General features: G+C 42.9%; 18 protein-coding genes, 1 other RNA gene, 1 pseudogene and 1 other annotated feature. Of the genes and pseudogenes, 17 read left to right on the top strand and 3 right to left on the bottom strand.

Annotation, left to right across the window (positions count from 1 at the left end; genetic code table 11):
- Nucleotides 1–25: 25 nt before the first annotated feature.
- Nucleotides 26–403: a TIGR04086 family membrane protein gene (locus EIZ39_RS00600; RefSeq protein ID WP_368666300.1), complete on the bottom strand. Its 378-nt coding sequence runs from the start codon at nucleotides 401–403 to the stop codon at nucleotides 26–28.
- A 164-nt stretch (nucleotides 404–567) separates the two neighbouring features.
- On the opposite strand from EIZ39_RS00600, the gene EIZ39_RS00605 reads away from it, so the two are divergent.
- Nucleotides 568–1098 (top strand): YetF domain-containing protein, encoded by a 531-nt coding sequence (locus EIZ39_RS00605; RefSeq protein ID WP_129196372.1) that lies wholly within the window; start codon nucleotides 568–570, stop codon nucleotides 1096–1098.
- 2 nt (nucleotides 1099–1100) lie between these two features.
- Here the strand turns inward: EIZ39_RS00605 and spoVB are convergent, their stop codons facing one another.
- Complete coding sequence (spoVB, locus tag EIZ39_RS00610; protein ID WP_129196374.1) at nucleotides 1101–2684, bottom strand: stage V sporulation protein B; 1584 nt, start codon at nucleotides 2682–2684, stop codon at nucleotides 1101–1103.
- A gap of 160 nt (nucleotides 2685–2844) precedes the next feature.
- On the opposite strand from spoVB, the gene EIZ39_RS00615 reads away from it, so the two are divergent.
- The 7 genes and pseudogenes from EIZ39_RS00615 (at nucleotide 2845) to dtd (ending at nucleotide 11743) form a co-directional block, all read left to right on the top strand.
- Entirely contained in the window at nucleotides 2845–3093 is a 249-nt protein-coding gene (locus EIZ39_RS00615; protein WP_129196376.1) for a post-transcriptional regulator, read from the top strand.
- 182 nt (nucleotides 3094–3275) lie between these two features.
- Nucleotides 3276–5424, top strand: a pseudogene (gene secD / locus EIZ39_RS27190) (protein translocase subunit SecD).
- A gap of 75 nt (nucleotides 5425–5499) precedes the next feature.
- Nucleotides 5500–6426, top strand: a complete 927-nt coding sequence (locus EIZ39_RS00630; protein WP_129196383.1) for a cation diffusion facilitator family transporter — start codon at nucleotides 5500–5502, stop codon at nucleotides 6424–6426.
- A 73-nt stretch (nucleotides 6427–6499) separates the two neighbouring features.
- Nucleotides 6500–8377, top strand: a complete 1878-nt coding sequence (locus tag EIZ39_RS00635; RefSeq protein WP_164984828.1) for a single-stranded-DNA-specific exonuclease C-terminal domain-containing protein — start codon at nucleotides 6500–6502, stop codon at nucleotides 8375–8377.
- 14 nt (nucleotides 8378–8391) lie between these two features.
- Nucleotides 8392–8904 (top strand): adenine phosphoribosyltransferase, encoded by a 513-nt coding sequence (locus tag EIZ39_RS00640; RefSeq protein ID WP_129196387.1) that lies wholly within the window; start codon nucleotides 8392–8394, stop codon nucleotides 8902–8904.
- Between the two features lie 207 nt (nucleotides 8905–9111).
- Nucleotides 9112–11292 carry a RelA/SpoT family protein gene (locus EIZ39_RS00645; protein WP_129196389.1) on the top strand — a complete coding sequence of 727 codons (2181 nt, stop codon included), beginning with the start codon at nucleotides 9112–9114 and terminating at the stop codon, nucleotides 11290–11292.
- A 13-nt stretch (nucleotides 11293–11305) separates the two neighbouring features.
- Nucleotides 11306–11743, top strand: coding sequence for a D-aminoacyl-tRNA deacylase (gene dtd / locus EIZ39_RS00650; protein WP_129196391.1), 438 nt, complete (start codon nucleotides 11306–11308; stop codon nucleotides 11741–11743).
- 71 nt (nucleotides 11744–11814) lie between these two features.
- Here the strand turns inward: dtd and EIZ39_RS00655 are convergent, their stop codons facing one another.
- Nucleotides 11815–13362, bottom strand: coding sequence for an N-acetylmuramoyl-L-alanine amidase family protein (locus tag EIZ39_RS00655; protein ID WP_129196393.1), 1548 nt, complete (start codon nucleotides 13360–13362; stop codon nucleotides 11815–11817).
- 149 nt (nucleotides 13363–13511) lie between these two features.
- Between EIZ39_RS00655 and EIZ39_RS26310 the strand changes: the two genes are divergently transcribed.
- The 9 genes from EIZ39_RS26310 (at nucleotide 13512) to EIZ39_RS00700 (ending at nucleotide 23074) form a co-directional block, all read left to right on the top strand.
- Nucleotides 13512–13676 (top strand): hypothetical protein, encoded by a 165-nt coding sequence (locus EIZ39_RS26310; RefSeq protein WP_164984829.1) that lies wholly within the window; start codon nucleotides 13512–13514, stop codon nucleotides 13674–13676.
- A gap of 40 nt (nucleotides 13677–13716) precedes the next feature.
- Nucleotides 13717–15216 (top strand): coproporphyrinogen III oxidase, encoded by a 1500-nt coding sequence (locus tag EIZ39_RS00660; protein ID WP_129196395.1) that lies wholly within the window; start codon nucleotides 13717–13719, stop codon nucleotides 15214–15216.
- Nucleotides 15217–15252: 36 nt separating this feature from the next.
- Nucleotides 15253–15483: a binding site (T-box leader), on the top strand.
- A 70-nt stretch (nucleotides 15484–15553) separates the two neighbouring features.
- Nucleotides 15554–16810 carry a histidine--tRNA ligase gene (hisS, locus tag EIZ39_RS00665; protein WP_129196397.1) on the top strand — a complete coding sequence of 419 codons (1257 nt, stop codon included), beginning with the start codon at nucleotides 15554–15556 and terminating at the stop codon, nucleotides 16808–16810.
- A 26-nt stretch (nucleotides 16811–16836) separates the two neighbouring features.
- Nucleotides 16837–18621, top strand: a complete 1785-nt coding sequence (gene aspS / locus EIZ39_RS00670) for an aspartate--tRNA ligase (RefSeq protein ID WP_129196399.1) — start codon at nucleotides 16837–16839, stop codon at nucleotides 18619–18621.
- A gap of 51 nt (nucleotides 18622–18672) precedes the next feature.
- Nucleotides 18673–18871: non-coding RNA, 6S RNA (ssrS, locus tag EIZ39_RS00675), on the top strand.
- A 292-nt stretch (nucleotides 18872–19163) separates the two neighbouring features.
- Complete coding sequence (locus tag EIZ39_RS00680) at nucleotides 19164–19940, top strand: tRNA threonylcarbamoyladenosine dehydratase (RefSeq protein ID WP_129196401.1); 777 nt, start codon at nucleotides 19164–19166, stop codon at nucleotides 19938–19940.
- Between the two features lie 77 nt (nucleotides 19941–20017).
- On the top strand, nucleotides 20018–21358 hold the full coding sequence (locus EIZ39_RS00685; protein ID WP_129196403.1) for a replication-associated recombination protein A: 1341 nt from the start codon (nucleotides 20018–20020) through the stop codon (nucleotides 21356–21358).
- Between the two features lie 141 nt (nucleotides 21359–21499).
- Nucleotides 21500–21919 carry a cysteine metabolism transcriptional regulator CymR gene (gene cymR, locus EIZ39_RS00695; RefSeq protein ID WP_129196405.1) on the top strand — a complete coding sequence of 140 codons (420 nt, stop codon included), beginning with the start codon at nucleotides 21500–21502 and terminating at the stop codon, nucleotides 21917–21919.
- 12 nt (nucleotides 21920–21931) lie between these two features.
- A complete protein-coding gene (locus EIZ39_RS00700) occupies nucleotides 21932–23074 on the top strand; it encodes a cysteine desulfurase family protein (RefSeq protein ID WP_129196407.1) in 1143 nt (380 codons plus the stop codon).
- Nucleotides 23075–23082: the final 8 nt, after the last annotated feature.

Below are 23082 nucleotides of genomic sequence, written 5' to 3' on the forward strand. Positions count from 1 at the left end.
TACTACGCGTAGCAAGACTTTTTTTTTACTTGTTGGCTAAATTCACCCCAAAGATACCCCCGACTGCTCCTACTAAGAATGCGATGGCTAGGTACAATAATGCGCTAAGGTGAGGAGTCATATCAAAGGCTAAAAATCCAATTAACACGAGTAAGACAAAATAAACCATTCCTGTAAGTCCTCCAAAATACCAACCTTTGTGTCCCCCTTGTTTACCCGCGATTAAACCACCAATGAGCAAACTAATCCCATTAACCGTGTAAGTGAAATAGGAGAGACTGAATTCACTTAAACTGCTGAAGTGAAGCAAGAGAGATGTGATTAACGATCCAACCAAAACCAAGCCCAGTGTGGTTAAAGTACCAGTAAGAATGGGGGATGAAGACGCTGCAATTGTTTTCATAACCATTACCTCCCGCTGTATCCTTAGTCTTGTACAATGTATGAAGACAGGCGGTAGAATATGACAAGTTATGGAAGTGCCGGAATAAGGTGGTGTACATAGGTTAGCTTGTACAAGTTCAGACTAGGAAGTAACTTCAGAGGTAATTAATAAGGGGGATTCCAATGGACCTGGCAATCCTACTGATACGTACCATCGTGCTTTATTTTTTTCTTATGTTGGCTATCCAATTACTGTTTCGGAGGAAGAAGACCTCTCTTGCGGATTTATTGGTTGCGTTTATGGTGGCCCAGTTTATTGTACTGGCTGTGGATAAACCCGGAAAACCGTTGCTTGCTCTCCTGCTACCCACCTTATTCTTACTTGTACTGCATATGTTGTTCAAGCCCATGTTTACGCGTTACCATAGAAACGAGGATAAGAATCGGATTTCTTCTATTCCATTTAAGCCCCAGACTGCTGATGTGGAAATGGGGGTATTAGATGAAGTCCCAGTATCAAAGCCCATGGGTCCGTTACCACTACCCCTTATCTTAGATGGAAAGGTTCTTGATCATAATTTAGAACAGTTAGGTAAAACCCGATTCTGGTTAAAAAATGAAGTGCAGAGATATGGCGTCCAACGGTTTAAAGAAGTAGCTTATTGCAGTATGGATCGTTATGGTCATATGTTTTTGGATAAAAAGAGAACTTAAATTTAGCGTAAAGGAAATAAAGGAGAAATGAACTTTCCTAAAAAAGGAATGCGTTGTATATCCTGTTTTCCTAGAACCTTCAAGAAGAGTAGGAATATCAAGTAAATGAAAATTGCACCAAGGGAAGCTGAGAAAAGAGCTGCAGATTGAGGCATCCAAACTTGTAGCTTCTCAAAGGATAGGATTCCAAACCAGCCCATTCCAATCATGGAGAGGGCTACTTTTATGAAGTCTCTAAGTTGAATAGAAAGTCCTGTGAGTTTTACTACACTAAAAAAGTGCAGGAGTGTGACAATAACAATCCCAATGCTAATCGCTATCGTAATGCCGTTGGTACCAATATTGGGGTTGGTAGCCAAAATGTAAATGGCAAACGTCTTAAGTATCGCTCCGTATATCGAATTCTTCATGGCTACTTGAGCATAATCCAATCCTTGCAAAGTGGCGGCTAAAGGCCCTTGAAAATAAAGAAAGAGGCAAAATGGGACCATGAGCTTCATGATACTTCCTACTTCTGCAGACCCATAGATCACTTCAGATAGCGGCTCGGCAAAAATATAAAGAATGACAGTGAAGGGGGCCCCAATAACAAGAGCAAGGCGCAGGGACTGATGGATTCGTCGATGGACCATCGCCCAATTTTTTTGAGCATGAGCTTCAGCCACAGCAGGAACAAGGGATACCGCAAGAGAATAAGTAAAGAAAGTAGGGAAGGTAAGCAGAGGAATGGCCATTCCTTGCAGTTGCCCATAGTAGGTGGTTGCTGCAGCGGTTGCCAGACCCGCAATGGCAAGGCTTTGTGCTACAATGATCGGTTCGATCCAGAAGGTTAAGGAACCGATTAACCGTCCAGAAGTCACCGGTAGAGCAATCCGAAGAAGTCCCTTCCAGGTTTCTGCATGACGTTTAATTGCTTGGTTGAGCCTAGAACCGGCCCAGATCTGTCTCATCTTAGTCCCCCTGAAGTGCATGACGAGGGCGATCATTCCTGCAAACTCGCCAATAACGACTCCTACCATAGCCGCAGCGGCCGCATACTCCACACCCATCGGTAGGAAGTAGGACGCAAGTAGGAGAACGGTAAATATTCTTATTACTTGCTCAATAATTTGAGAACTTGCCGTAGGAGTCATGTTTTGTTTTCCTTGGAAGTATCCTCGAATAACAGAGGAGATAGCGACTATTGGTACAATGGGGGCAATCCCAATGAGGGAGTAATAGGCCCTAGTATCAGTTAATAAGTATCGAGAAATCATAGGTGCCCCGAGAATCATGGCTGTTGTAAAGATAACGCTAAGAATCGTTACGAGAAATAGAGAAATCTTAAGAATAGCCTTAACCTTTTTGTGATCATTCTGAGCGGTGGCTTCGGCGACCAATTTAGAGATAGCAATAGGTAAACCGAACTGGGTTAAGGTAATGACAAGATATAAAGTGGGTACAGCCATTTGATATAATCCCATACCCTCTGCTCCGATGATCCGTGACAGGAAGATGCGATTAATGAATCCAAGTAATTTAGTCAATAATCCGGCTGCAACAAGTATGAGAGTCCCTTGTAAAAAGGTTTGCTTTTTCGTGGGCATTACCCTGATTTCCTTTCTGTGGCTTAAATAGCACCAATTTTTTCTGCTTACATAAAATAGATATGCATGTACAAATAGGACATGACTTGAATGTTGAATAAATATATAACTTGTTCTTCTTGTCATAAAAAAAGATCCTTTTAGGGAGAGGTCACGAAAAATGGAGAATTCGTTAACATTAGAAGACTTAAAAAAACAAATGTCGCAAGTATGCAGGAGTAAGGCTGAAGAATTTCAAATGTTAGGTTATGAAAACGTGACACCAGAAGAGATATGGGAGTGCGTATCGAGTGCGTATAAGAAAGAAATTCCTCTCATCCATCGCATTGTTAACGATATCTTGTCCCTGAAAGTGACAAAATTTATGAATTGGATGACGATGAAAGTTTACCGGGGAGAATTTGAGTAAAGGAGGAGCAGCCCTAGGGTTGCTCTTCTTTTTTCTGCCTAATTTGAGATTTAATGACCTGAATTGACATGCATTTGAAGCGATGCGTATAATAGCACTATTGGAGAGAAATAGCTTCAGACAGGACAAGCCTGTGTATTACGCTAACACAGGCAACAAGTTAAAGGAGGAAAACAACGCTCATGATAAAATGGAGCCGGATTATAGCCTTTCTTCTAGTAGTAGGGTTGACCTTCGGCATCATCGGTGCAACCGCAACAGGAGTAGTCAAAGGGGTTACCCTCGGACTTGATCTTCGTGGAGGGTTTGAGATTCTGTATGAGGTAAAGCCGATACAGGAAGGACAAGAATTAAACAAGGATACATTGACGGATACAGTATCCGCTATTATGAAAAGAATTAATATTATTGGAGTATCGGAACCCGAAGTTTCTATTGAAGGGAATGACCGAATCCGTGTTAAGCTTGCAGGAGTGACGAACCAGGAGGACGCTCGTAGACTTCTAGGGACCCCTGCCAAACTTTCTTTTGTAAGTATGACTGGGGAAGAATTAATGACAGGTAATGATCTGGCGGAAGGCGGTGCCTCTGTTCAGTATGATGAAGTGAAACGCCCTTATATTGCCCTTAAATTAAAAGATGCAGAGCAATTTAGACAAATTACAGAAGAACACTTAGGTAAGCCAATCAGTATTGTGTTGGATGAAGATGTTCTTACTAGCCCTGTCGTTCAAAGTGTTATTTCTGGAGGAGTAGCTTCTATCACTGGAAACTATACGGTACAGGAAGCCACTGAACTTTCAGCTATTTTAAACGCTGGAGCCCTTCCTGTTGAGATGAAGGAGCTATATTCCAATAGCGTTGGAGCCAAACTGGGTCAAGAATCTCTGGAAAAAGGAATTTATGCCAGCGGAATTGGTGTGGCGTTAATTTTTGCCTTTATGTTTTTCTACTATCGTTGGCCAGGCGTTATCGCTATTATAACTCTAATCGCATATATGTATCTGTTGCTTCTCGTACAGAACCTATTGAATGCAACATTAACTTTACCAGGTATTGCTGCTTTTATTTTGACAGTAGGTATGGCAGTAGATGCCAATATTATTACCTATGAACGTATTAAAGAAGAACTTCGATCAGGCAAGACGCTTCTTTCTGCCGTTCGTGCGGGTCAGAGACGTTCTCTGTCTACGATCTTAGATGCCAATATTACGACTATGATAGCAGGGGCAGTCATGTTCTATTTCGGGACAAGCGCTGTTCAAGGATTTGCTGTTACTCTTATGATCGGTATCGTTCTTACGATAATTACAGCAGTGTTCGGAACTCGCTTATTGTTGGCCATCTGGGTACGCTCCAATGCCTTACGTAAGCCTTGGTATTATGGGGTTAAGGAGAGTGAAATCGGTGAGCTATAACATAAAGACCTTCGACTATGTGAATAAAAGAAAGACCTTTTTCAGACTTTCCATATTTATAGTAGTCATAGGGATCATCTCTTTATTAGTTCAAGGACTTAATCTTGGAGTAGACTTTAAGAGTGGAACCCGAATGGACATCATGATTGCCAAGCCTTTCACCGAACAGGAAGTTCGTGAAGAGCTAAAAGCACTCGGGCTAGAGCCAGGTAGTGTAGAAACAGCCGGCGATAATCGCGAAAGAGCTGCTGTGCAGTTTGGTGAGCCATTAAGCAAAGAACAGATAGCCAGCGTGAAGGATGCCTTTACAGCAAAATATGGGGAGCAAGTAGATATTCAGGAGAGTACAGTAGATCCTATCGTTAGCCGTGAGTTAGCGAAGAATGCCATGTATGCGGTGGCTATTGCATCAATTGGGATTATTATTTATGTCACGATCCGATTTGAATATCGTTTTGCGATTGCCGGTATAATTGCGTTACTTCATGACGCTTTTGCGGTCATTACTTTCTTCTCCATTTTCCGTTTAGAGGTTGATTTACCCTTTATTGCAGCGATTCTAACCATTGTTGGTTACTCCATTAATGATACAATCGTTACTTTTGATCGTATACGTGAGAACCTACGATTGTATAAAGTTAAAAAGATGGAAGACTTGGAAAAGGTGGTTAATGTCTCTATCCAAGAAACCATCGTACGTTCGATTAATACGGTAATCACTGTGGTATTTGCCGCGGCTGCTTTATTTATCTTTGGTGGTCCTGCTATCCAAAACTTCGCCTTAGCACTTCTAGTGGGGCTACTTTTTGGTATGTATTCCTCCATCTTTATTGCCAGCCAGATCTGGTTAGAGTGGAAAGGTAGAGATTTAGCGAAAAATCGCTTCTCTTCAGCAAATAATGAAGCCTCTTAGAGCGTAAAATAAAATAACAGCTGAAAACCGCGGGGCTTCCCCGCGGTTTTCATATGAGGAGCAAGAGGTGAATTTATGAAGGAAGAAAGATTTAAGAAGGCAGAGTTTGCTGCTTGGATCGGGATCGTCGGCAATATTGTACTGGCGATTGTAAAAGGTTTTATCGGTTATATTGCGAATAGTAAAGCGTTAATAGCTGATGCGGTACACTCAGCTTCCGATGTGGTAGGTTCCTTAGCAGTCTTGATTGGCTTGAGGGCTGCGAGAAAACCGCCGGATGAAGATCACCCCTATGGACACGGTAAAGCCGAGTCCATTGCAGCCATTGTTGTCAGCATTATTATGTTTGTGGTTGGCTTGGAAGTGGCTTCAGCCTCTTTTGAAACGATGAGGGAGCCCCTTGCTGCACCTGGAGTGATAGCGATCTATGCTGCTATTATTTCCATGGTAGTGAAGGAAGCGATGTTTCGATACAAGTACAAACTAGGGAAAAGATTAAACAGCCAAGCGCTTATTGCCAATGCTTGGGACCATCGATCAGATGTTTATTCTTCTTTAGCTGCACTGGTTGGTATTGGAGGAGCGGTATTAGGCGGAAAACTTGGTATTCCCCTTTTACTCTACCTAGATCCATTAGCTGGGATTGTCGTGTCTGTTCTTGTGCTCAAGATGGCTTACAATATTCTAAAGGAATCCGTCCACAATACTTTGGATCATGTTATACATGAAGAAGATGCCAAAGAACTAGTGGACGCGGTGGAGAAAGTCGATGGTGTAATTAGTGTAGACCAACTGTTTGCTCGTGAGCACGGACACTATGTTATTGTTGATGTAAAGGTTGGTGTAAACCCGAATATCTCTGTAGAAAAGGGTCACGCCATTGGTAAAGAAGTTAAGCATACGTTAATGAACCAATTTGAGCATGTTCAGGATGTTATGGTTCACATTAATCCTTACAGTGGTGAATTTGGTAATGACAATCAACCGGAGGTATTTCATTAACAAAAAAGTGTAAGTAGGATTGTCCACACCTTGCAGGTTCAGTATAATGTTCTTTTGGAGGGGTGGAGTCTATATGCTGCCATCGCGAACTCAGTGGGTTACACCAGAAATTGACGAACAAGCGGTTGCCACGCTACAACGTGAAATTGGAATATCGTCCGTATTGGCCAGGTTATTAGTCCATAGACAGCTACATAATCCAGAACAAGCTAGAACATTTCTGCATCCATCGCTTGATCATCTTCACAGCCCCAACGTTATTCCTGGGATAGAGATGAACGTAGCGAGGATACAAAAAAGGATGGAAGAGAAAAAACCTATCGTTGTTGAGTGTGCTCTTTATTTAGACTCAGTTATAGCAGCAAGCTTATTAATAAATTTAATTATCGCTGCAGGCGGGCCTAAAGAACTTGTGCAAGTCTATGCTGCTAAGCAAGAGAGAATTCCTGCAACTGAAGAATTTGTCGTTACTGTAGGGATATTTGAGGAAACGGTCCATAAGGAAAAGATTATTATACATCCGGATATTCTAAAAGGAGAATCCCCTTTTCCTCGACTGTCTTGTTCAGGCATAGCTTATAAATTTGCTCAAGCCCTTCTAGGAGAATCCTCTCAACAGTTTCTTGACCTCGCCGCATTAGGGACACTTGCTGCTCAGTCATCTTTAATTGGGGAGAACCGGATTATGGTTAAATTCGGATTAGATTCTCTGAAGAGGAGTAAGAATATAGGGATTAAGGCATTAGTTAAAGCAATCCGCTTAAACAAACAAGTAGCTCCGCAACTTATGGCTGTTACAATACTGAATAATATATCGGCCCAAATGGAGTTGGTACACTTATTAACGGCTGATCCAGGAGATGATCTGGCATCTATTGTCGAAGCTTTATTTCAAAACAGTAAAGAGAGTGTTCAACATGTGCAAGAAGAGACCGACAGTTTGGCTACACGTGTAGACATTGATGCCGAGAGCCGAGTATCTGATTGGAATTTGGCTACGATTGAAGGACTTGAGTTATTGGCACCATTTGGAAGTGGGAATCTCCCTCCAATGTTTATTATCCGTCAAGCGGAACTAAGGGATATTCGTCAAGTGGGGTTAGGCCAACAGGATTTGAAGTGTACGTTAATTCAAGAAGATGTGGGGATAGAAGCTGTGGGAAGTGACGGTCTAGGTCAGATCGTTCCCCAAGTCTCGAAGAACGCGGTCGCTGATATTGTAGGTGAACCGGCTATCCATGAATGGAACGGCGTAAGAAGACCTCAATTTTTAATACGAGATTTAGCCATTCATCATAGTCAAATTTTCGATTACCGAGGGACTAACCATAAGTTAGATAAGATCAAGAAGTTTGCCGAACCAAACTCCGTCTTTTTATGTTTCCGTAAGGAGAGTCTTGCTGAGCTTAGTGCTCTTGTCGAGGGAAAGAAGAATTATCAGGTTTGTCTGGTACCAGATGAGCAACACTTATATCTCCACGAGTTTATTCCAACTCTTTTTTGGTATGATATGCCTCATTCAATGGATGAACTAAGGAAAGTCTTGAGGGAGTTGCCACAGTATGGAAGGCTTTATTGCCTATTTGGATCAGACCATCGTAACCAACTGGCTAGTATTCCATCTCGAGACCAATTCAAATGGCTGTATGGTTTGCTTAGAACTAGGCAGTCACTAAGAGTGGAATCGATCCCAGCAGTTGCCAAAGCTAGAGGAGTAAGTGAAAATGCCATTGATTTCATGATTCAAGTGTTCCTAGAATTAGGTTTTTTAAAGTACGAAAGATCGCTGATTGAAGTGGTACCAACACCTGAAAAGAAAGATCTAGCGGAATCCCATTCGTATAAGATGAAGCAGCACGAATTAGTAATGGAAACAGAAATCCTTTATTCCAATTTCGAAGTTTTATGTCAAATCATTAATCAGGATAAAATAATACATAACCATACTTAGGAGGAAGCATTGATATGGATTTTAAAGATTATATTCGAGTTATCCCCGATTTCCCGAAAGAAGGAATCCGCTTCAAGGACATCACCACTTTACTGAAAGATGGTGTGGCTTATAAGAAAGCGATCGATGAAATTGCACAATACGCAAAGGACCTCAAGGTTGATATTATTGCCGGTCCAGAGGCTCGTGGATTTGTCGTAGGTGCTCCTCTGGCATACGCTCTAGATGCAGGTTTTGCCCCTGTAAGAAAATCTGGAAAGCTTCCAGGAGAAGTAATCTCGGCGGACTATGATCTTGAGTATGGCAAGGATCAATTAGCTATGCATAAAGATGCGATTCAACCCGGACAACGCGTGTTAATTGCAGATGACTTATTGGCGACGGGTGGAACCATTTCAACGACTGTAAATTTAGTCAGACAACTTGGCGGGGAAATTGTTGGTGCAGCCTTCCTCATTGAGTTAACCTACTTGAATGGAAAAGATAAAATTAAGGATATCGATGTATTCTCTCTTGTAAAATATTAAAATAAAAAGGACAAAGCAATAATCTCCTCTTGAACGATGTCGTTATCGAAAACGGCAGACTCTGGGGCGAATATTGCTTTTTTCAATCAACAAACCTTTACATTTGTATAAATTTCAAAGATAATGGAGAGAAAAATATCCGAACGACTGCGGTGTATCTTAAAATGACGAACACAAGATACACCAAACAGATGAAAGGTGAAAAGAATGAGCGTCGATACTGCCATTGAACATGCCGCTGACAATGCCATAGCCAAGGCTCGTATGTATTTGCCTGACCATGATGTCAAGATGCTGATTCGTGCATGCGAGTTTGCTCGAAGTGCTCATGATGGACAAATTCGAAAATCAGGAGCACCCTATATTATCCATCCTATAGCGGTGGCTGAGATCTTGCTCACGATGCAGATGGACGCTGTCACCGTAGCTGCTGGTTTTTTGCATGATGTTGTTGAAGATACTCCCGTTAGCCTTGACGAGATAAAGAAAGAATTTGGTGAAGACACGGCTAATTTAGTCGATGGTGTTACTAAATTAGGCCGCATTAAGTATAAATCAAAAGAAGAGCAACAGGCGGAGAATCATCGGAAGATGTTTCTGGCTATGGCTCAGGATGTCCGGGTTATTTTAATCAAGCTTGCTGACAGGCTTCACAATATGCGGACATTAAAGCACCTTCCAGAAGAGAAGCAGCGAAGAATCGCTAACGAGACATTAGAAATATTCGCTCCTTTAGCTCACCGATTGGGAATCGCTTCTATCAAGTGGGAGCTGGAGGACGTTGCGCTTCGCTACATTAATCCGCAGCAGTATTACCGTATTGTTAATTTAATGCAGAAAAAACGAACCGAGCGTGAAAAGTATATTGAACAAGTCATTGATGAGATACGCGGGAAACTTAGAGAGTTGCAAATCTCAGCAGATATTTCAGGGAGACCGAAGCACCTGTATAGTATCTACAACAAGATGATAAGACAGAATAAGGAGTTTAATGAAATTTATGATCTTCTTGCCGTTCGTGTCATTGTAGAAGATATCCGCGACTGCTATGCATCACTAGGGATTATTCATACGCTCTGGAAGCCAATGCCAGGAAGGTTTAAGGATTATATCGCCATGCCTAAGGCGAATATGTATCAATCCTTGCATACGACGGTTATTGGACCCAATGGAGAACCGCTTGAGGTCCAGATACGTACTGGTGAGATGCACCGGACAGCTGAATACGGTATCGCAGCTCACTGGGCTTACAAGGAAGGAAAGACACCTACAGAGGATGAGAATCTGGAGAATAAGCTCACCTGGTTCCGCGAAATTCTGGAATGGCAGGATAATGCTAAAGATGCTCAGGAATTTATGGAATCACTTAAGATGGACCTTTTCTCCGATGTCGTTTTTGTATTTACGCCTAAGGGAGATGTTATGGAGCTTCCGAATGGCTCAGTTCCTCTTGATTTTGCCTATCGTATCCACAGCGAGGTTGGAAATCGATGTATTGGAGCAAAGGTAAATAATAAGATTGTTCCATTAGATCATTCTTTGAAGACAGGAGACATTGTAGAAGTATTAACTTCAAAGCATAGTTATGGCCCTAGCCGTGATTGGCTCAAGATAGCGAAGTCCTCCCAAGCCCGTAATAAGATTAAAGCCTGGTTTAAGAAAGAGAAGCGCGAAGAGAATGTCCTCAAAGGAAAAGAAGCTGTTGAGTCAGAGTTGAAGAAACAAGGGTTTGAGCTCAAGGAAGCCCTTACCTCGGAGAACATTGCTGAGGCGACGAACAAGTTCAACTTCAACAATGAAGAGGATATGTATGCAGCCATCGGATATGGGGGATTGACTCCTGCTCAATTGGTTACAAGACTAACGGAAAAGATTAGAAAAGTACGAGAGGAAAAGTCTATCCCTGAATTTAAACAAGACTTTGCTAAGCGTAAGACTCCTGATCAGGGGATCTCCGTTAAAGGGATTGACAATCTCCTTGTACGCTTCTCTAGATGTTGTACTCCAATTCCAGGCGATGAGATTGTTGGTTTCATCACACGAGGAAGAGGAATCTCAGTACACAGAACAAGCTGCCCTAACATCAAGAATGAAGAGGAAAAGGACCGTGTAATTCATATTGATTGGGAAGGCGATCGCATACAGGAATATAATGTCGATATAGAAGTGACAGGACATGATCGCAGCGGACTACTGAACGAAGTACTGAATGCCGTTGCCGACAGCAAAACAAACATTATCGCGGTTACAGGAAAAGCTGATAAGAATAAAGTAGCAAAGATCAGCATGACTATTGCGATTAATAATGTCAGTCATTTACAGAGGGTGGTAGAGCGTCTGAAAAGAATCAAAGACGTCTATACCGTAAGAAGAGTGTTAAACACGTAAAAGGGGTACCGAAATGAGAGTAGTGGTACAGCGATCCAAACAAGCACAAGTTACCGTAGAAGATCGCGTAACAGGCAGCATTGATAAAGGTCTTGTTTTATTGGTAGGAATTACTCATGAGGATACGGAAGATGATGTTCGTTTTGTAGCGGAGAAGGTCGCGAACCTACGGATATTCGAGGATGAGCAAGGCAAGATGAATCATTCTCTTCTTGATGTCAACGGCAAGCTTCTTTCCATTTCTCAGTTTACCCTTTATGGTGATTGCAGAAAGGGCCGAAGACCCAACTTTATGGCAGCTGCCCGTCCCGATTATGCGGAGAAACTGTATGATCTTTTTAACGACAAGCTAAGACAGATGGGTATTCAAGTAGAAACGGGAATATTCGGTGCTATGATGCAAGTGAGTCTGACTAATGATGGGCCCGTAACCCTGATAGTAGAAAGTTAAATGTATAGGGCTATAGCCAAGAGCGAATCCAAGTGCTCTTTGGCTTTAGCCCTATTTTATTGGCCAGTCGGTTATTTTTTATCACTAAAGTACTTCAAGATCCCCTGGAAAACGCCCTCAGCAGCTTGATCATGAAAGTCCTTCGTATTAATAATGACTTCCTCTTGGTAGTTTGTTAGAAATCCAAGCTCACATAAGACGGCGAGTTGTGGGTTCTCCCTCAACACAAAATAATTTCCATAACGGGCCTTGAGGTCAGCTAATCCTGTTCGTTTCACCACTTCTTTTTGAATCGTGTTGGCAAGATCTCGGTCTTCTCCATTGCTGTAAAAGTAGGTGATGACACCATTAATTCGGTAGTTTTCGCTCGTGTTATGATGGACGCTAATAAACGCATCTACTTGCCTCTGAATAGACATGTCCACCCTTTCCTGAAGAGACACTCTGCGATCCTCATCTCGTGACATAATGACGGTAGCCCCTGCTGCTCGAAGCTTACTGCTTAAGAGCTGACTAACCTTAAGATTTACTAGCTTCTCCAATGTTCCTAAATGGGGGCCTATGGCACCACTGTCATTGCCTCCGTGTCCTGGATCGATGAGGATGGTTTTCCCCTTAAGGACAGACTCAATCCCTTTACGTTCAACACCCGCGATGCCATGTGCTGACACAATCCATCCAGCTACATAGCCGACTTCATTACTAGTGATCTGGACTCGGTACCAATCTCCTTCGACCCCAAGTACTTGGTAGGTTTCCCCTACGTCCGCTACCTTTACGACTCCGGAAGAGGTAGAAGGACCAGAACGAAGATTCGTGCCAGGATTTAAGATTTTAATAGTTGGTTCTTCTGATGGATGCTGTGGCTTAGGTTGATTCTGAGGCAAAGAAGATTCGACTTTTACTAACCAATTCGCTACCCATCCCTCTAATTGATCTTTCTTGACACGAAGCCAGTCTCCTTTTTGCTCTAATATCACCAAGGTATCTCCTGCACGTACTTGTCCAGCTACAGAGTAGCTTGTATCAGGGCCGCTTCGAACATTGAGAATGGAGCCATTAACTGTGGCTTTCGAAGAGGGAGGAGAACTTAAGGTTGGCCCCGCTGATGGACTGGAGGAAGAGGCAGAATTGTTATCCTTCATCAGCCAACCAGCCGTCCATCCCTCGGCCCCGTTTTTTAGCCTTATTTTAATCCAGTCCCCTTGGCTTTCTAATCTAACATAACTTTCAGTATTCGTAATCTGTTCAATGACTTGGAAGGATGTACTAGGCCCAGAGCGTACATTAAGCACTTCAAGCATTGGAGTTACATAAGTGGACGATGTGGTTCCAGACTGTTTAACCTCCACATGCCAGGAAGCAATCCATCCTTTTAGATTATCATCTAGGAGGATCTGAATCCAATTGTCTTTGGTTTGAAGCACGGGAAAGGTTTGATTTTCCTTAACTTGAGCGATCACGTTGTGCTTCAAACTCGCTCCATCCCTGACATTAAGACTGCTTACCGTGATGGTCACGGTACCAGATGGTTCGGTATTGGATTGAACGGTCAAAGCTGGTATACAAAAAATCAAAATCACAAGTAAAGCTATAAGTTGAATGCGGATTCGGTCCATCGCGACAATGTGATAATCCTTTCTTGGCTGGTTGTTTTTCGCATGACTTTTATTTTCGCTTTTAAACAGGGGATATCCTCTTTCGAATGAGAAAAATTCATCATTAGTGGTAACAATAGTAATAAAGATATAGCTGAAGGAGGCGCATTATGAGACAAGGACTAAAGGAATTACAGTTGATTCAAACCACTCTAACAGGCGGTAGTGCTGATTTGAAGGATACGAGTGAGCAAAATGATATGTGGGAAAAGGTACAATCAGGATTGATGAACTTCGGAGAGGGGCGGGATCTTGCCAGAAGAATAGGCAGATGATACAGTAGACGGGAAGTTAAGTGGTCTAAAGGAGATAAGAATGAAGATTCGAGTTGTAGGTCTAGAAGAATCTTGGGAATTGTCCATTACCCATATCATAGAGCTGTTTTATGAGGAAGTGCATGTTGTATTTAAGGAAGAGGAATCTGAATGTGATGTTGTTATCGAACTGATATTAGAAGACTCCAATCAGATTCGAGCCGAGGCTACACTACAAGATAGGTTGAGCGGGCAAACCATTGAGAAGTGCTATCATGTTGACAAGGATGAGCATCTTTCTCCATCTGAATGGCGTAAGAAGGCCAAGCGTGCCATTAGCCATGCTCTCCTTTCTGCACTAGAGGAGTATACAGGCATCGTACAACCTTGGGGAATTCTAACTGGTATTCGACCAACGAAGCTGATGCATCAAAAGTTGCAAAAAGGTCAATCTGTTGAGCGAATACATAGTGAACTACAGGAAGAATACCGAGTACATCCTCAAAAAACTCAGCTCATGGAGCAAATTGTTGAACGTCAGTTAATGGCTGTACCAGATCTTCATCAGTTAAAGAGAGAAGTAAGCATCTATATTGGTATTCCTTTCTGCCCGACGAAATGTGCATACTGTACATTCCCAGCTTATGCCATTGGTGGTAGACAAGGATCCGTTGAGTCCTTTTTGGGCGGGCTCCATTACGAGATGAGACAAATTGGAGCTTGGTTAAAGGAGCATGATGTACCCATTACGACGATTTACTTCGGAGGCGGTACCCCAACAAGCATTACGGCGGAAGAGATGGACATGCTTTATGAGGAGATGTATGAATCTTTTCCGTCCATGGAACGTGTAAGAGAGGTTACCGTTGAGGCGGGGCGGCCTGATACCATTACACCTGAGAAGCTTGATGTATTGAAAAAGTGGGGAATCGATCGAATTAGTATTAATCCACAATCGTATATTCAAGAAACATTAAAGGCGATTGGTCGTCATCATACAGTAGAAGAAACAATAGAGAAATTTAAGCTTGCCCGTGAGATGGGAATGAATAATATTAATATGGACCTCATTATTGGTCTGCCGGGGGAAGGCCTCCATGAATTTGAATTTACACTCAGTGAAACACAGAAGTTAAACCCTGAATCCTTAACTGTTCACACCCTCTCCTTTAAACGGGCTTCAGAAATGACCCAAAATCGCGAAAAGTATAAAGTAGCCACTCGCGAGGAGATCACACAAATGATGCAGAGAGCAACGGATTGGACTAAGAAGTTCGGTTATGTCCCATACTATCTGTATCGTCAAAAGAATATTTTGGGTAATCTTGAGAACATTGGCTACGCACACCCGGGAAAAGAAAGTATATATAATATCATGATCATGGAAGAGGTCCAATCGATCATTGGGTTAGGCTGTGGGGCCTCTAGCAAGTGGGTGCATCCGGAAACAGGTAAAATCTCTCGTTTTGCCAACCCAAAGGAACCTAAGGCCTATAATGAAGGGTTTGAGAAGTATACAGAAGCAAAAATTGAAGCACTGAATCAATTATTCTTGACATGAATACTTCTTCTCAGTAATATATTAAACAGTTGAATATATGATCCCTTGAAGGGAAGAGTAACCAGGCTAGTGTTATAGTTCAGAGAGGAAGTGACTCGGCTGCAATCACTTCTCTATATCGGTATGGTGAAGGACGTCCCAGAGGACCACAAGCGAACGGTCTACTTAGTAGCTTGTCGGCGTGAGCAACGTTATGCATAGAGTGAGAATGAATAGGTTCTCAAATAGGGTGGTACCACGGGTGATTAACAAACTCTCGTCCCTGACACAAGTCGGGGGTGGGAGTTTTTTTGTTTTATCTAGGTTTATAAGATTTGGTTGCGAGGAGGAAAAGATCATGGCGATTCACATTCCAAGGGGTACCGCTGATGTGCTCCCTGGTGAAGTGGAGTTATGGCAATTTATTGAGCAGAAAGCAAGAGACATCTGCAAGCGATACAACTATAGAGAGGTTAGGACCCCTATTTTCGAACATACAGAGTTGTTCCACCGCGGAGTTGGAGAAACAACGGATATTGTGGAGAAGGAGATGTACACCTTTACCGATAAGGGAGGAAGAAGCATCACCTTGCGTCCTGAGGGAACAGCGGCTGTTGTTCGCTCTTATGTAGAGAACAAATTGTATGGAGACCCTAATCAACCAAGTAAGCTGTACTATATTGGTCAGATGTTTCGCTACGAGCGCCCGCAAGCAGGGAGAATGCGACAGTTCACACAGTTTGGTATTGAAGCGATTGGTTCCCATGACCCTTCTATTGATGCCGAAACGATTGCATTAGCGATGAGACTCTATGAAGAACTAGGGTTGAAAGGACTAAAGCTGGAATTAAATAGTGTTGGCTGCACGACCTGCCGCCCTGTACATAGGGAACACCTTGTGGCTCACTTGGCCGAGAGACGCGAGGAATTATGTTCAGACTGTCAGTCTCGAATGGAGCGCAATCCGCTCAGAATTCTTGATTGTAAGAATGAAAAGTGTAAGGAGCTTACGAAGCAAGCCCCTAATATCACAGAGCACTTGTGCGATGATTGCTCTCCCCATTTTGAGCAAGTAAAACAGCACCTAGACCGCCTAGGAATAGAGTACACCGTTAATCCGAGGATGGTTCGTGGCTTGGACTATTATACACAAACAGCGTTTGAGATTATGGCTGAAGGGTTCGGAGCGATCACAACCATTTGTGGTGGGGGACGATATAACGGCTTGGTGGAACAGATCGGCGGCAATGACATGCCTGGAATCGGTTTTGCAATGAGTATTGAACGCGTACTCTTGACGCTAAAAGCTCAAAATATTGAACTTCCCATTCAAACCAACTTAGATTGCTTCCTTGTTGCATTAGGAGAACCTGCAGAAAAAGAGGCTGTGAGGCTATTAGATGAGCTGAGAAGTCATGGCTTTGCTGCAGATAAGGATTATCAAGGGCGCAAGATGAAAGCACAGTTAAAAGCTGCTGACCGATATCAAGCTCGTTTCGTATTAATTCTTGGAGAAGATGAATTGAACAAGCAAGTCATCGTGATTAAAAACATGCAGACGGGTGAACAGAATGAAGTCGCATGGAAAGACATGGTGTCCTTTCTTCGTACTTAACTCAAATATAAAAGGAGGAAACGAAAGTGGTAGAAACATTTCGCACGCATCATTGCGGACAAATAGGTAAGGAGCAAGTAGGACAAGTGGTTACAATCAGCGGTTGGGTTCAAAAAAGAAGGGACTTAGGCGGCGTTATCTTCATTGACTTACGTGACCGCAGCGGCTTAGTCCAGATTGTACTAAACCCAGAATTCAATGCCGAGGCTCATGAAAGAGGAGACCGTATTCGTAGTGAATACGTACTAACTGTTCGAGGTAAAGTCGTAGAGAGAAGTCCAGAAACGATTAATCCCAAAATGAAGACAGGTGAAATTGAGGTTTATGTTTCTGAAGTTGAAATTTTAAATGAAGCAAAAACCCCTCCATTCATGATCGAAGATCAAGTAGACGTGGATGAAAACCTTCGTTTGAAATACCGTTATCTTGATTTACGTAGACCTGTCATGCAGCAATCTCTTATGCTGCGCCATCGAGTAGCTAAGTCTTTCAGAGATTTCTTAGATAACGAAGGATTCTTAGAAATTGAAACACCGATGCTTACAAAGAGTACACCCGAAGGAGCTCGCGACTACTTAGTTCCAAGCCGTGTTCATCCAGGAGAATTCTTTGCTTTGCCACAATCACCTCAATTATTTAAGCAGTTGCTGATGGTTTCAGGTTACGAAAAGTATTTCCAAATTGTTCGATGCTTCCGTGATGAGGACTTAAGAGCGGATCGTCAGCCTGAATTCACTCAAGTGGATATTGAGACCTCCTTCTTGTCTATGGAGCAATTGTTGAACATGATGGAACAATTGATGGCGGAAGTTTGTGAAAAAGCAATCGGACTTAAAGTAGAGACGCCTTTCCAACGCTTGACTTATCAAGAAGCAATGGGACGCTATGGTTCAGACAAGCCTGACTTGCGTTTTGGAATGGAATTAGTAGATATATCAGATTTGGTAGCTGAATGCGGATTTAAAGTGTTCAGTGGAGCGATTGAGCGCGGTGGTCAAGTTAAAGGAATCAATGTGAAGGGCTGCGGTCATTTCTCTCGTAAAGACATCGATGATCTAGCTAAGTTTGCTGGACAGTACAAAGCAAAGGGTCTTGCTTGGATCGCCTTCAAGGATGGCGAAATCAAAGGTCCGATTGCAAAATTCTTTAATGAAGAGGAAATTGCCCAGTTTAAAGCACGCTTTGAAGTAGAAGAGGGAGACTTGCTGTTGTTTGTTGCGGATTCTCCTAAAGTAGTGGCAGATTCCCTTGGGGCTCTTCGTTCGAAATTTGGTAAAGACCTAGGATTAATTGATGCTAGTGTGTTTAAGTTCGCGTGGGTAGTTGACTTCCCGTTGGTAGAATACGATGAGGATGCTAAGCGCTATGTAGCTCTGCACCATCCGTTTACGATGCCGCGTGTAGAGGACCTTCATCTGTTTGATTCTGATCCATCTGGGATCCGGGCGCAAGCTTATGACCTTGTGCTTAACGGATTTGAAATTGGTGGAGGAAGTATGCGTATTTATAAGCGTGAGATTCAGGAGAAGATGTTCCAAGCTCTTGGATTCAGTAAGGAAGAAGCCTATGAGAAGTTTGGATTCCTCTTGGATGCGTTTGAATACGGGACTCCACCTCATGGAGGGGTAGCCTTCGGTCTAGATCGATTAGTAATGCTTCTTGCTGGACGTACCAATTTAAGAGAAGTCATTGCGTTCCCGAAGACCGCAAGTGCAAGTGATCCTATGACAGATGCTCCTGGTACGGTTGAATTAAAACAGTTGAATGAATTGCATATCCAATTGAAATTGCCGGAAGAAGTAAAAATATAGGCTTGTAAGGGTATTGCAATCGTTTTCAATTTGAGTTAAAATAAGGTCAACAGAGTCCTAGGATGTACGTAAGACCCATACGTTTTGAGCCCAACAGATATTGATACGGGATTCCGGAGTTTCCTTGGGGAATGGAGCCGGGCACGCGTGCTCGGATGTGAAGCAAGGAATAGGATGCACCCTTCTTAGATTGGGAATAGTTTTGAGCAGGTTCAAAACTTAGGTTAGTTACGGCATGGATGGGACTCTATCCATTAACAAGAATAGAGGATTTCTCAGTGATGAGAAGTCCTCTTTTTGTTTTGTCTAAGGAAGAGTAGGGTAAAACTGAGGTTTAAGGTTGGCCATGTTTCTAGTTTCTATTTGTGTAAGATTGTGCTATATTTACATTTTGAACGATTGAATTGTTAAGTTCACCTATTTGTCAACTGGACTTACTTTCTTATCCGGACAATAAATGTCGACCCACAGGAAGTTTTTTCATAATAAGTGGAAACCATATACTAAAACTTGTTTAATTTTTGAAAGGGGTAAACGGATATATGCTTCATCAGTTCTCAAGGACAGAGTTAGCCATCGGAAAGGAAGGATTAGAGGCGTTAAAAGGAAGTACCGTAGCCGTACTAGGAATTGGAGGAGTGGGTTCCTTTACCGTGGAGGCGTTAGCTCGTACAGGGGTTGGGCGTTTAATTTTACTCGATAAAGATGTTGTGGATATTACGAATGTTAACCGTCAGATTCATGCTCTACTTGATACGGTTGGTCAAGAGAAGACCGAGCTTATGAAGGAGAGAGTCGCTAGAATTAATCCGGAATGTGATGTGCGTGTATTAAATATGTTCTATAATGCTGAAACGTATGATAGCTTCTTCTCAGAAGTTGAAAAGTACGATTACGTGGTAGACGCGATGGATACAGTGTCAAGTAAAATTCATCTCGTCAAGGAATGTCGGATGAGAGAAGTTCCTATCATCTGCAGCATGGGTGCTGCCAATAAGACTGACCCCACTCGTTTTAAGGTAGCGGATTTATTCCAGACTTCTTACGATCCCATTGCCAAGGTTATGCGCCGTGAGCTAAGAAAGGATGGAATAAAGAAGGGCGTGAAAGTGGTTTATTCTACGGAGATTCCTGTTAAACAGAGAGAAGAAGTTCTTGAGGAAGTTGTTCAGAACCCTAATTCTCCAATAAGAAAGGCCAAGCAGCCACCATCTAGCAATGCGTTCGTTCCGTCTGTTGCAGGTTTAATCATGGCTAGTGTCGTTATCAATGACTTATTGGCTAAAGCCCAAGTGAAAATTCAACGCGTCAGTGAATAAAGTTCTCTAGCTTTACAGTTAAGAGAAACTTTCATATAATGACAGGAAAAAATGCAATATCTGTGAAGAGGGAGAATATGGATCTTTTTTCGTTTGGTTTTGAAGAGGCAGGCACTCAGAGCAACCAAGATCATCGTCAACCGTTAGCAGCCAGAATGAGGCCAAGGAATCTTAATGAATTTATTGGGCAGGAACACATCCTCGGTGTAGGAAAGTTATTGCGCCGTGCGATCGAAGCAGATCAGATCTCCTCCCTTATTTTTTATGGTCCTCCAGGAACAGGGAAAACAACCTTAGCTAAAGTGATCTCAGGGGTAACGTTGGCGGCCTTTACCGAACTTAATGCGGTAACAGCAGGTGTCGCTGATATTCGTAAAGTGGTTGAAGAGGCAAAAGAGAGGTCCCATGTTTACCGAAAAAGAACGACCCTATTTGTGGATGAGATTCACCGGTTTAACAAGGCTCAACAAGATGCCCTCCTACCGTATGTGGAGGAAGGAACGATCATTCTGATTGGAGCAACAACCGAGAATCCCTTTTTTGAAGTGAATTCCGCTCTTTTGTCTCGTTCTCAAGTCTTCCAGTTGTACCCACTCGAGCCTCTACATATGGAGAGAATTCTCCATCGTGCATTAACCGATATCACCGTTGGTTATGGGGAGCTGAATATACAGTTAACGGAAGAGGCGAAAGAGCATTTCATTCAATACGCTGAAGGAGATGCTCGGAGGCTATTAAATGCACTAGAGCTGGCTGTTATAACGACCGTACCCAATGAGCAAAACATCATCGTCATTGATTTAGAAGCTGCTGTTGATTCTATCCAACGCCGTGCAGTACGTTATGACAAGTCAGGAGATCGTCACTATGATACCATTTCAGCGTTTATTAAGTCTATACGAGGCTCAGATCCGGACGCGGCCCTTTACTGGCTTGCTCAGATGCTAGATGCAGGGGAGGAGCCCTTGTTTATTGCGAGACGGGTGGTTATTGCTGCATCAGAGGATGTTGGGAATGCGAATCCAGAGGCTCTACAGATCGCTGTTTCCGCGTTTCAAGCCGTTCAGTTCTTAGGGATGCCAGAAGCAAGAATACCTCTAGCTCAAGCCGTTACGTATTGCGCCATTTCACCTAAGAGTAATGCAGCTTATAACGGAATTAATCGAGCATTGGAGTGGGTAAGAACGAAAGGTCATGGCCAAGTTCCTAACCATCTTAAGGATGCATCGTATAAAGGAGCTTCGAAGTTAGGGCATGGTGAAGGTTATTTGTATCCGCACTCTTATCCAGGAAGCTATGTTGAACAGCGATATCTTCCAGACGATATTGATGAGAGATTCTATGTACCAACCGAGAATGGAGAGGAAAAGCGCTTAAATGATTATCTTAAATCCAAGCGTGGAGAAAAGAAGCAGTAGTTCTAGTTTTAGGATGGGTACTCGGGGGTCCCGTGTTCATTGGTACTCTCATCTTTTGTCTGACCATCGGCCCCATCTGTCAATATTTTATCGAACTATGGAAGAGAATATTAGACAAGGCGATAGGGAGAGATGTAGAAAATGAAAATTTCAACCAAAGGTCGTTACGGTTTAACGATCATGATGGAACTAGCTACGCGGTTCGGTGAGGGTCCTATTTCATTGAAAAGTATAGCTCAGAGACACGACTTATCGGAGCATTATCTTGAGCAGTTGGTCGCTCCTTTACGAAACGCTGAACTTGTAAAGAGTGTTCGTGGGGCGTATGGCGGCTATATCTTAACGAAGAAGCCAGAGGAAATAACAGCTGGAGATATTATCCGGGTATTGGAAGGACCCATTAGTCCTGTTGAGTTTGAAGAGGAAGAAGACCCAGCTAAGAGAAACCTTTGGCTTAAGATCCGTGATGCCATATCTGAGGTCCTAGATTCGACTACACTAGAGGATCTTATTAAGTATCAGGATGATGGGCATAAGAGTTCGTATATGTTTTATATTTAGGGGTTGAACAAGATGGAATACATTTACCTGGATCACGCGGCTTCTACCCCTGTGCATCCAGATGTCGTAGAGGCCATGCTGCCATACTTTAGCCAAGCATATGGAAATCCTTCAAGCATTCATCAGTTCGGCAGAATGGTGAAAACCGCATTAGACCGTGCAAGATCTACTATTGCCGCAAGCCTTCATGCTGAACCTGGACAACTTGTCTTTACAAGCGGGGGAACAGAAGCGGATAATATGGCTTTGTTCGGAGTAGCGATGGCTAATCGGGAAAAGGGAAACCATATTATCACTTCGAGCATTGAGCATCATGCCGTGCTTCATACATGTGAACAGCTGGAGAAGCTCGGTTTTGAGATTACTTATCTTCCGGTGGATGAACAAGGTCAAATTCGAATACAAGATCTCCAGCGTGCGATGAAGGAAACAACGATTTTAGTGAGTATCATGTACGGGAATAATGAAGTTGGCTCCCTTCAGCCTATTCACGAGATTGGACAGATTACTCGGGAGGCAGGCGTTTACTTTCATACGGATGCGGTTCAAGCTTTTGGAATTATTCCATTAGATATGCGAGTTCTTCCGGTGGACTTGCTATCTATTTCTGCTCATAAGATTAATGGGCCGAAGGGGATCGGGGCACTCTATTTGGCTCCCAACGTGAAGATTTCTCCTCAGATCTTCGGAGGTGCTCAGGAGAAGAAGAGACGAGCTGGTACAGAAAATGTACCTGCTATAGTAGGGTTCGCGAAGGCAGCAGAAATAGCTGTTGATGCGATGGACGTAAGGCGGGAGAAATATCTGGCATTGCGGGAGTCCATGATTTCTGTTTGGACTCGTGAGGGAGTTCCGTTTGAAGTGAATGGTCATCCAACAGAATTCCTTCCTCATATATTGAATGTGAGCTTCCCAGGAGTCGATACGGAAGTCATGCTGATGAATTTAGATATGGCTGGGGTATCCTGCTCAAGTGGATCCGCTTGTGCTTCTGGATCATTGGAGGTCTCCCATGTATTAAAGGCGATGGCTCTTCAAGATCACTGTCTAGGGTCCGCTATTCGTTTTAGTTTTGGTTTGGACAATACGCAAGAGCAATGTCGACTTGCAGCAGAAAAAGTGTGTGAGATTATTAAGCGATTAACGAACAGATAAGGGTAGTG

This window comes from Ammoniphilus sp. CFH 90114, from assembly GCF_004123195.1.
Lineage (GTDB): Bacteria > Bacillota > Bacilli > Aneurinibacillales > RAOX-1 > YIM-78166.

Coding starts and splice junctions, on each gene's coding strand:
- EIZ39_RS00660 (WP_129196395.1), top strand. CDS start 13,717: ATGAAGATTCGAGTTGTAGGTCTAGAAGAATCTTGGGAATTGTCCATT.
- EIZ39_RS26310 (WP_164984829.1), top strand. CDS start 13,512: ATGAGACAAGGACTAAAGGAATTACAGTTGATTCAAACCACTCTAACA.
- spoVB (WP_129196374.1), bottom strand. CDS start 2,684: ATGCCCACGAAAAAGCAAACCTTTTTACAAGGGACTCTCATACTTGTT.
- dtd (WP_129196391.1), top strand. CDS start 11,306: ATGAGAGTAGTGGTACAGCGATCCAAACAAGCACAAGTTACCGTAGAA.
- cymR (WP_129196405.1), top strand. CDS start 21,500: ATGAAAATTTCAACCAAAGGTCGTTACGGTTTAACGATCATGATGGAA.
- EIZ39_RS00640 (WP_129196387.1), top strand. CDS start 8,392: ATGGATTTTAAAGATTATATTCGAGTTATCCCCGATTTCCCGAAAGAA.
- EIZ39_RS00685 (WP_129196403.1), top strand. CDS start 20,018: ATGGATCTTTTTTCGTTTGGTTTTGAAGAGGCAGGCACTCAGAGCAAC.
- EIZ39_RS00630 (WP_129196383.1), top strand. CDS start 5,500: ATGAAGGAAGAAAGATTTAAGAAGGCAGAGTTTGCTGCTTGGATCGGG.
- EIZ39_RS00635 (WP_164984828.1), top strand. CDS start 6,500: ATGCTGCCATCGCGAACTCAGTGGGTTACACCAGAAATTGACGAACAA.
- EIZ39_RS00600 (WP_368666300.1), bottom strand. CDS start 403: ATGAAAACAATTGCAGCGTCTTCATCCCCCATTCTTACTGGTACTTTA.
- EIZ39_RS00615 (WP_129196376.1), top strand. CDS start 2,845: ATGGAGAATTCGTTAACATTAGAAGACTTAAAAAAACAAATGTCGCAA.
- EIZ39_RS00645 (WP_129196389.1), top strand. CDS start 9,112: ATGAGCGTCGATACTGCCATTGAACATGCCGCTGACAATGCCATAGCC.
- EIZ39_RS00700 (WP_129196407.1), top strand. CDS start 21,932: ATGGAATACATTTACCTGGATCACGCGGCTTCTACCCCTGTGCATCCA.
- EIZ39_RS00680 (WP_129196401.1), top strand. CDS start 19,164: ATGCTTCATCAGTTCTCAAGGACAGAGTTAGCCATCGGAAAGGAAGGA.
- EIZ39_RS00605 (WP_129196372.1), top strand. CDS start 568: ATGGACCTGGCAATCCTACTGATACGTACCATCGTGCTTTATTTTTTT.
- EIZ39_RS00655 (WP_129196393.1), bottom strand. CDS start 13,362: ATGGACCGAATCCGCATTCAACTTATAGCTTTACTTGTGATTTTGATT.
- hisS (WP_129196397.1), top strand. CDS start 15,554: ATGGCGATTCACATTCCAAGGGGTACCGCTGATGTGCTCCCTGGTGAA.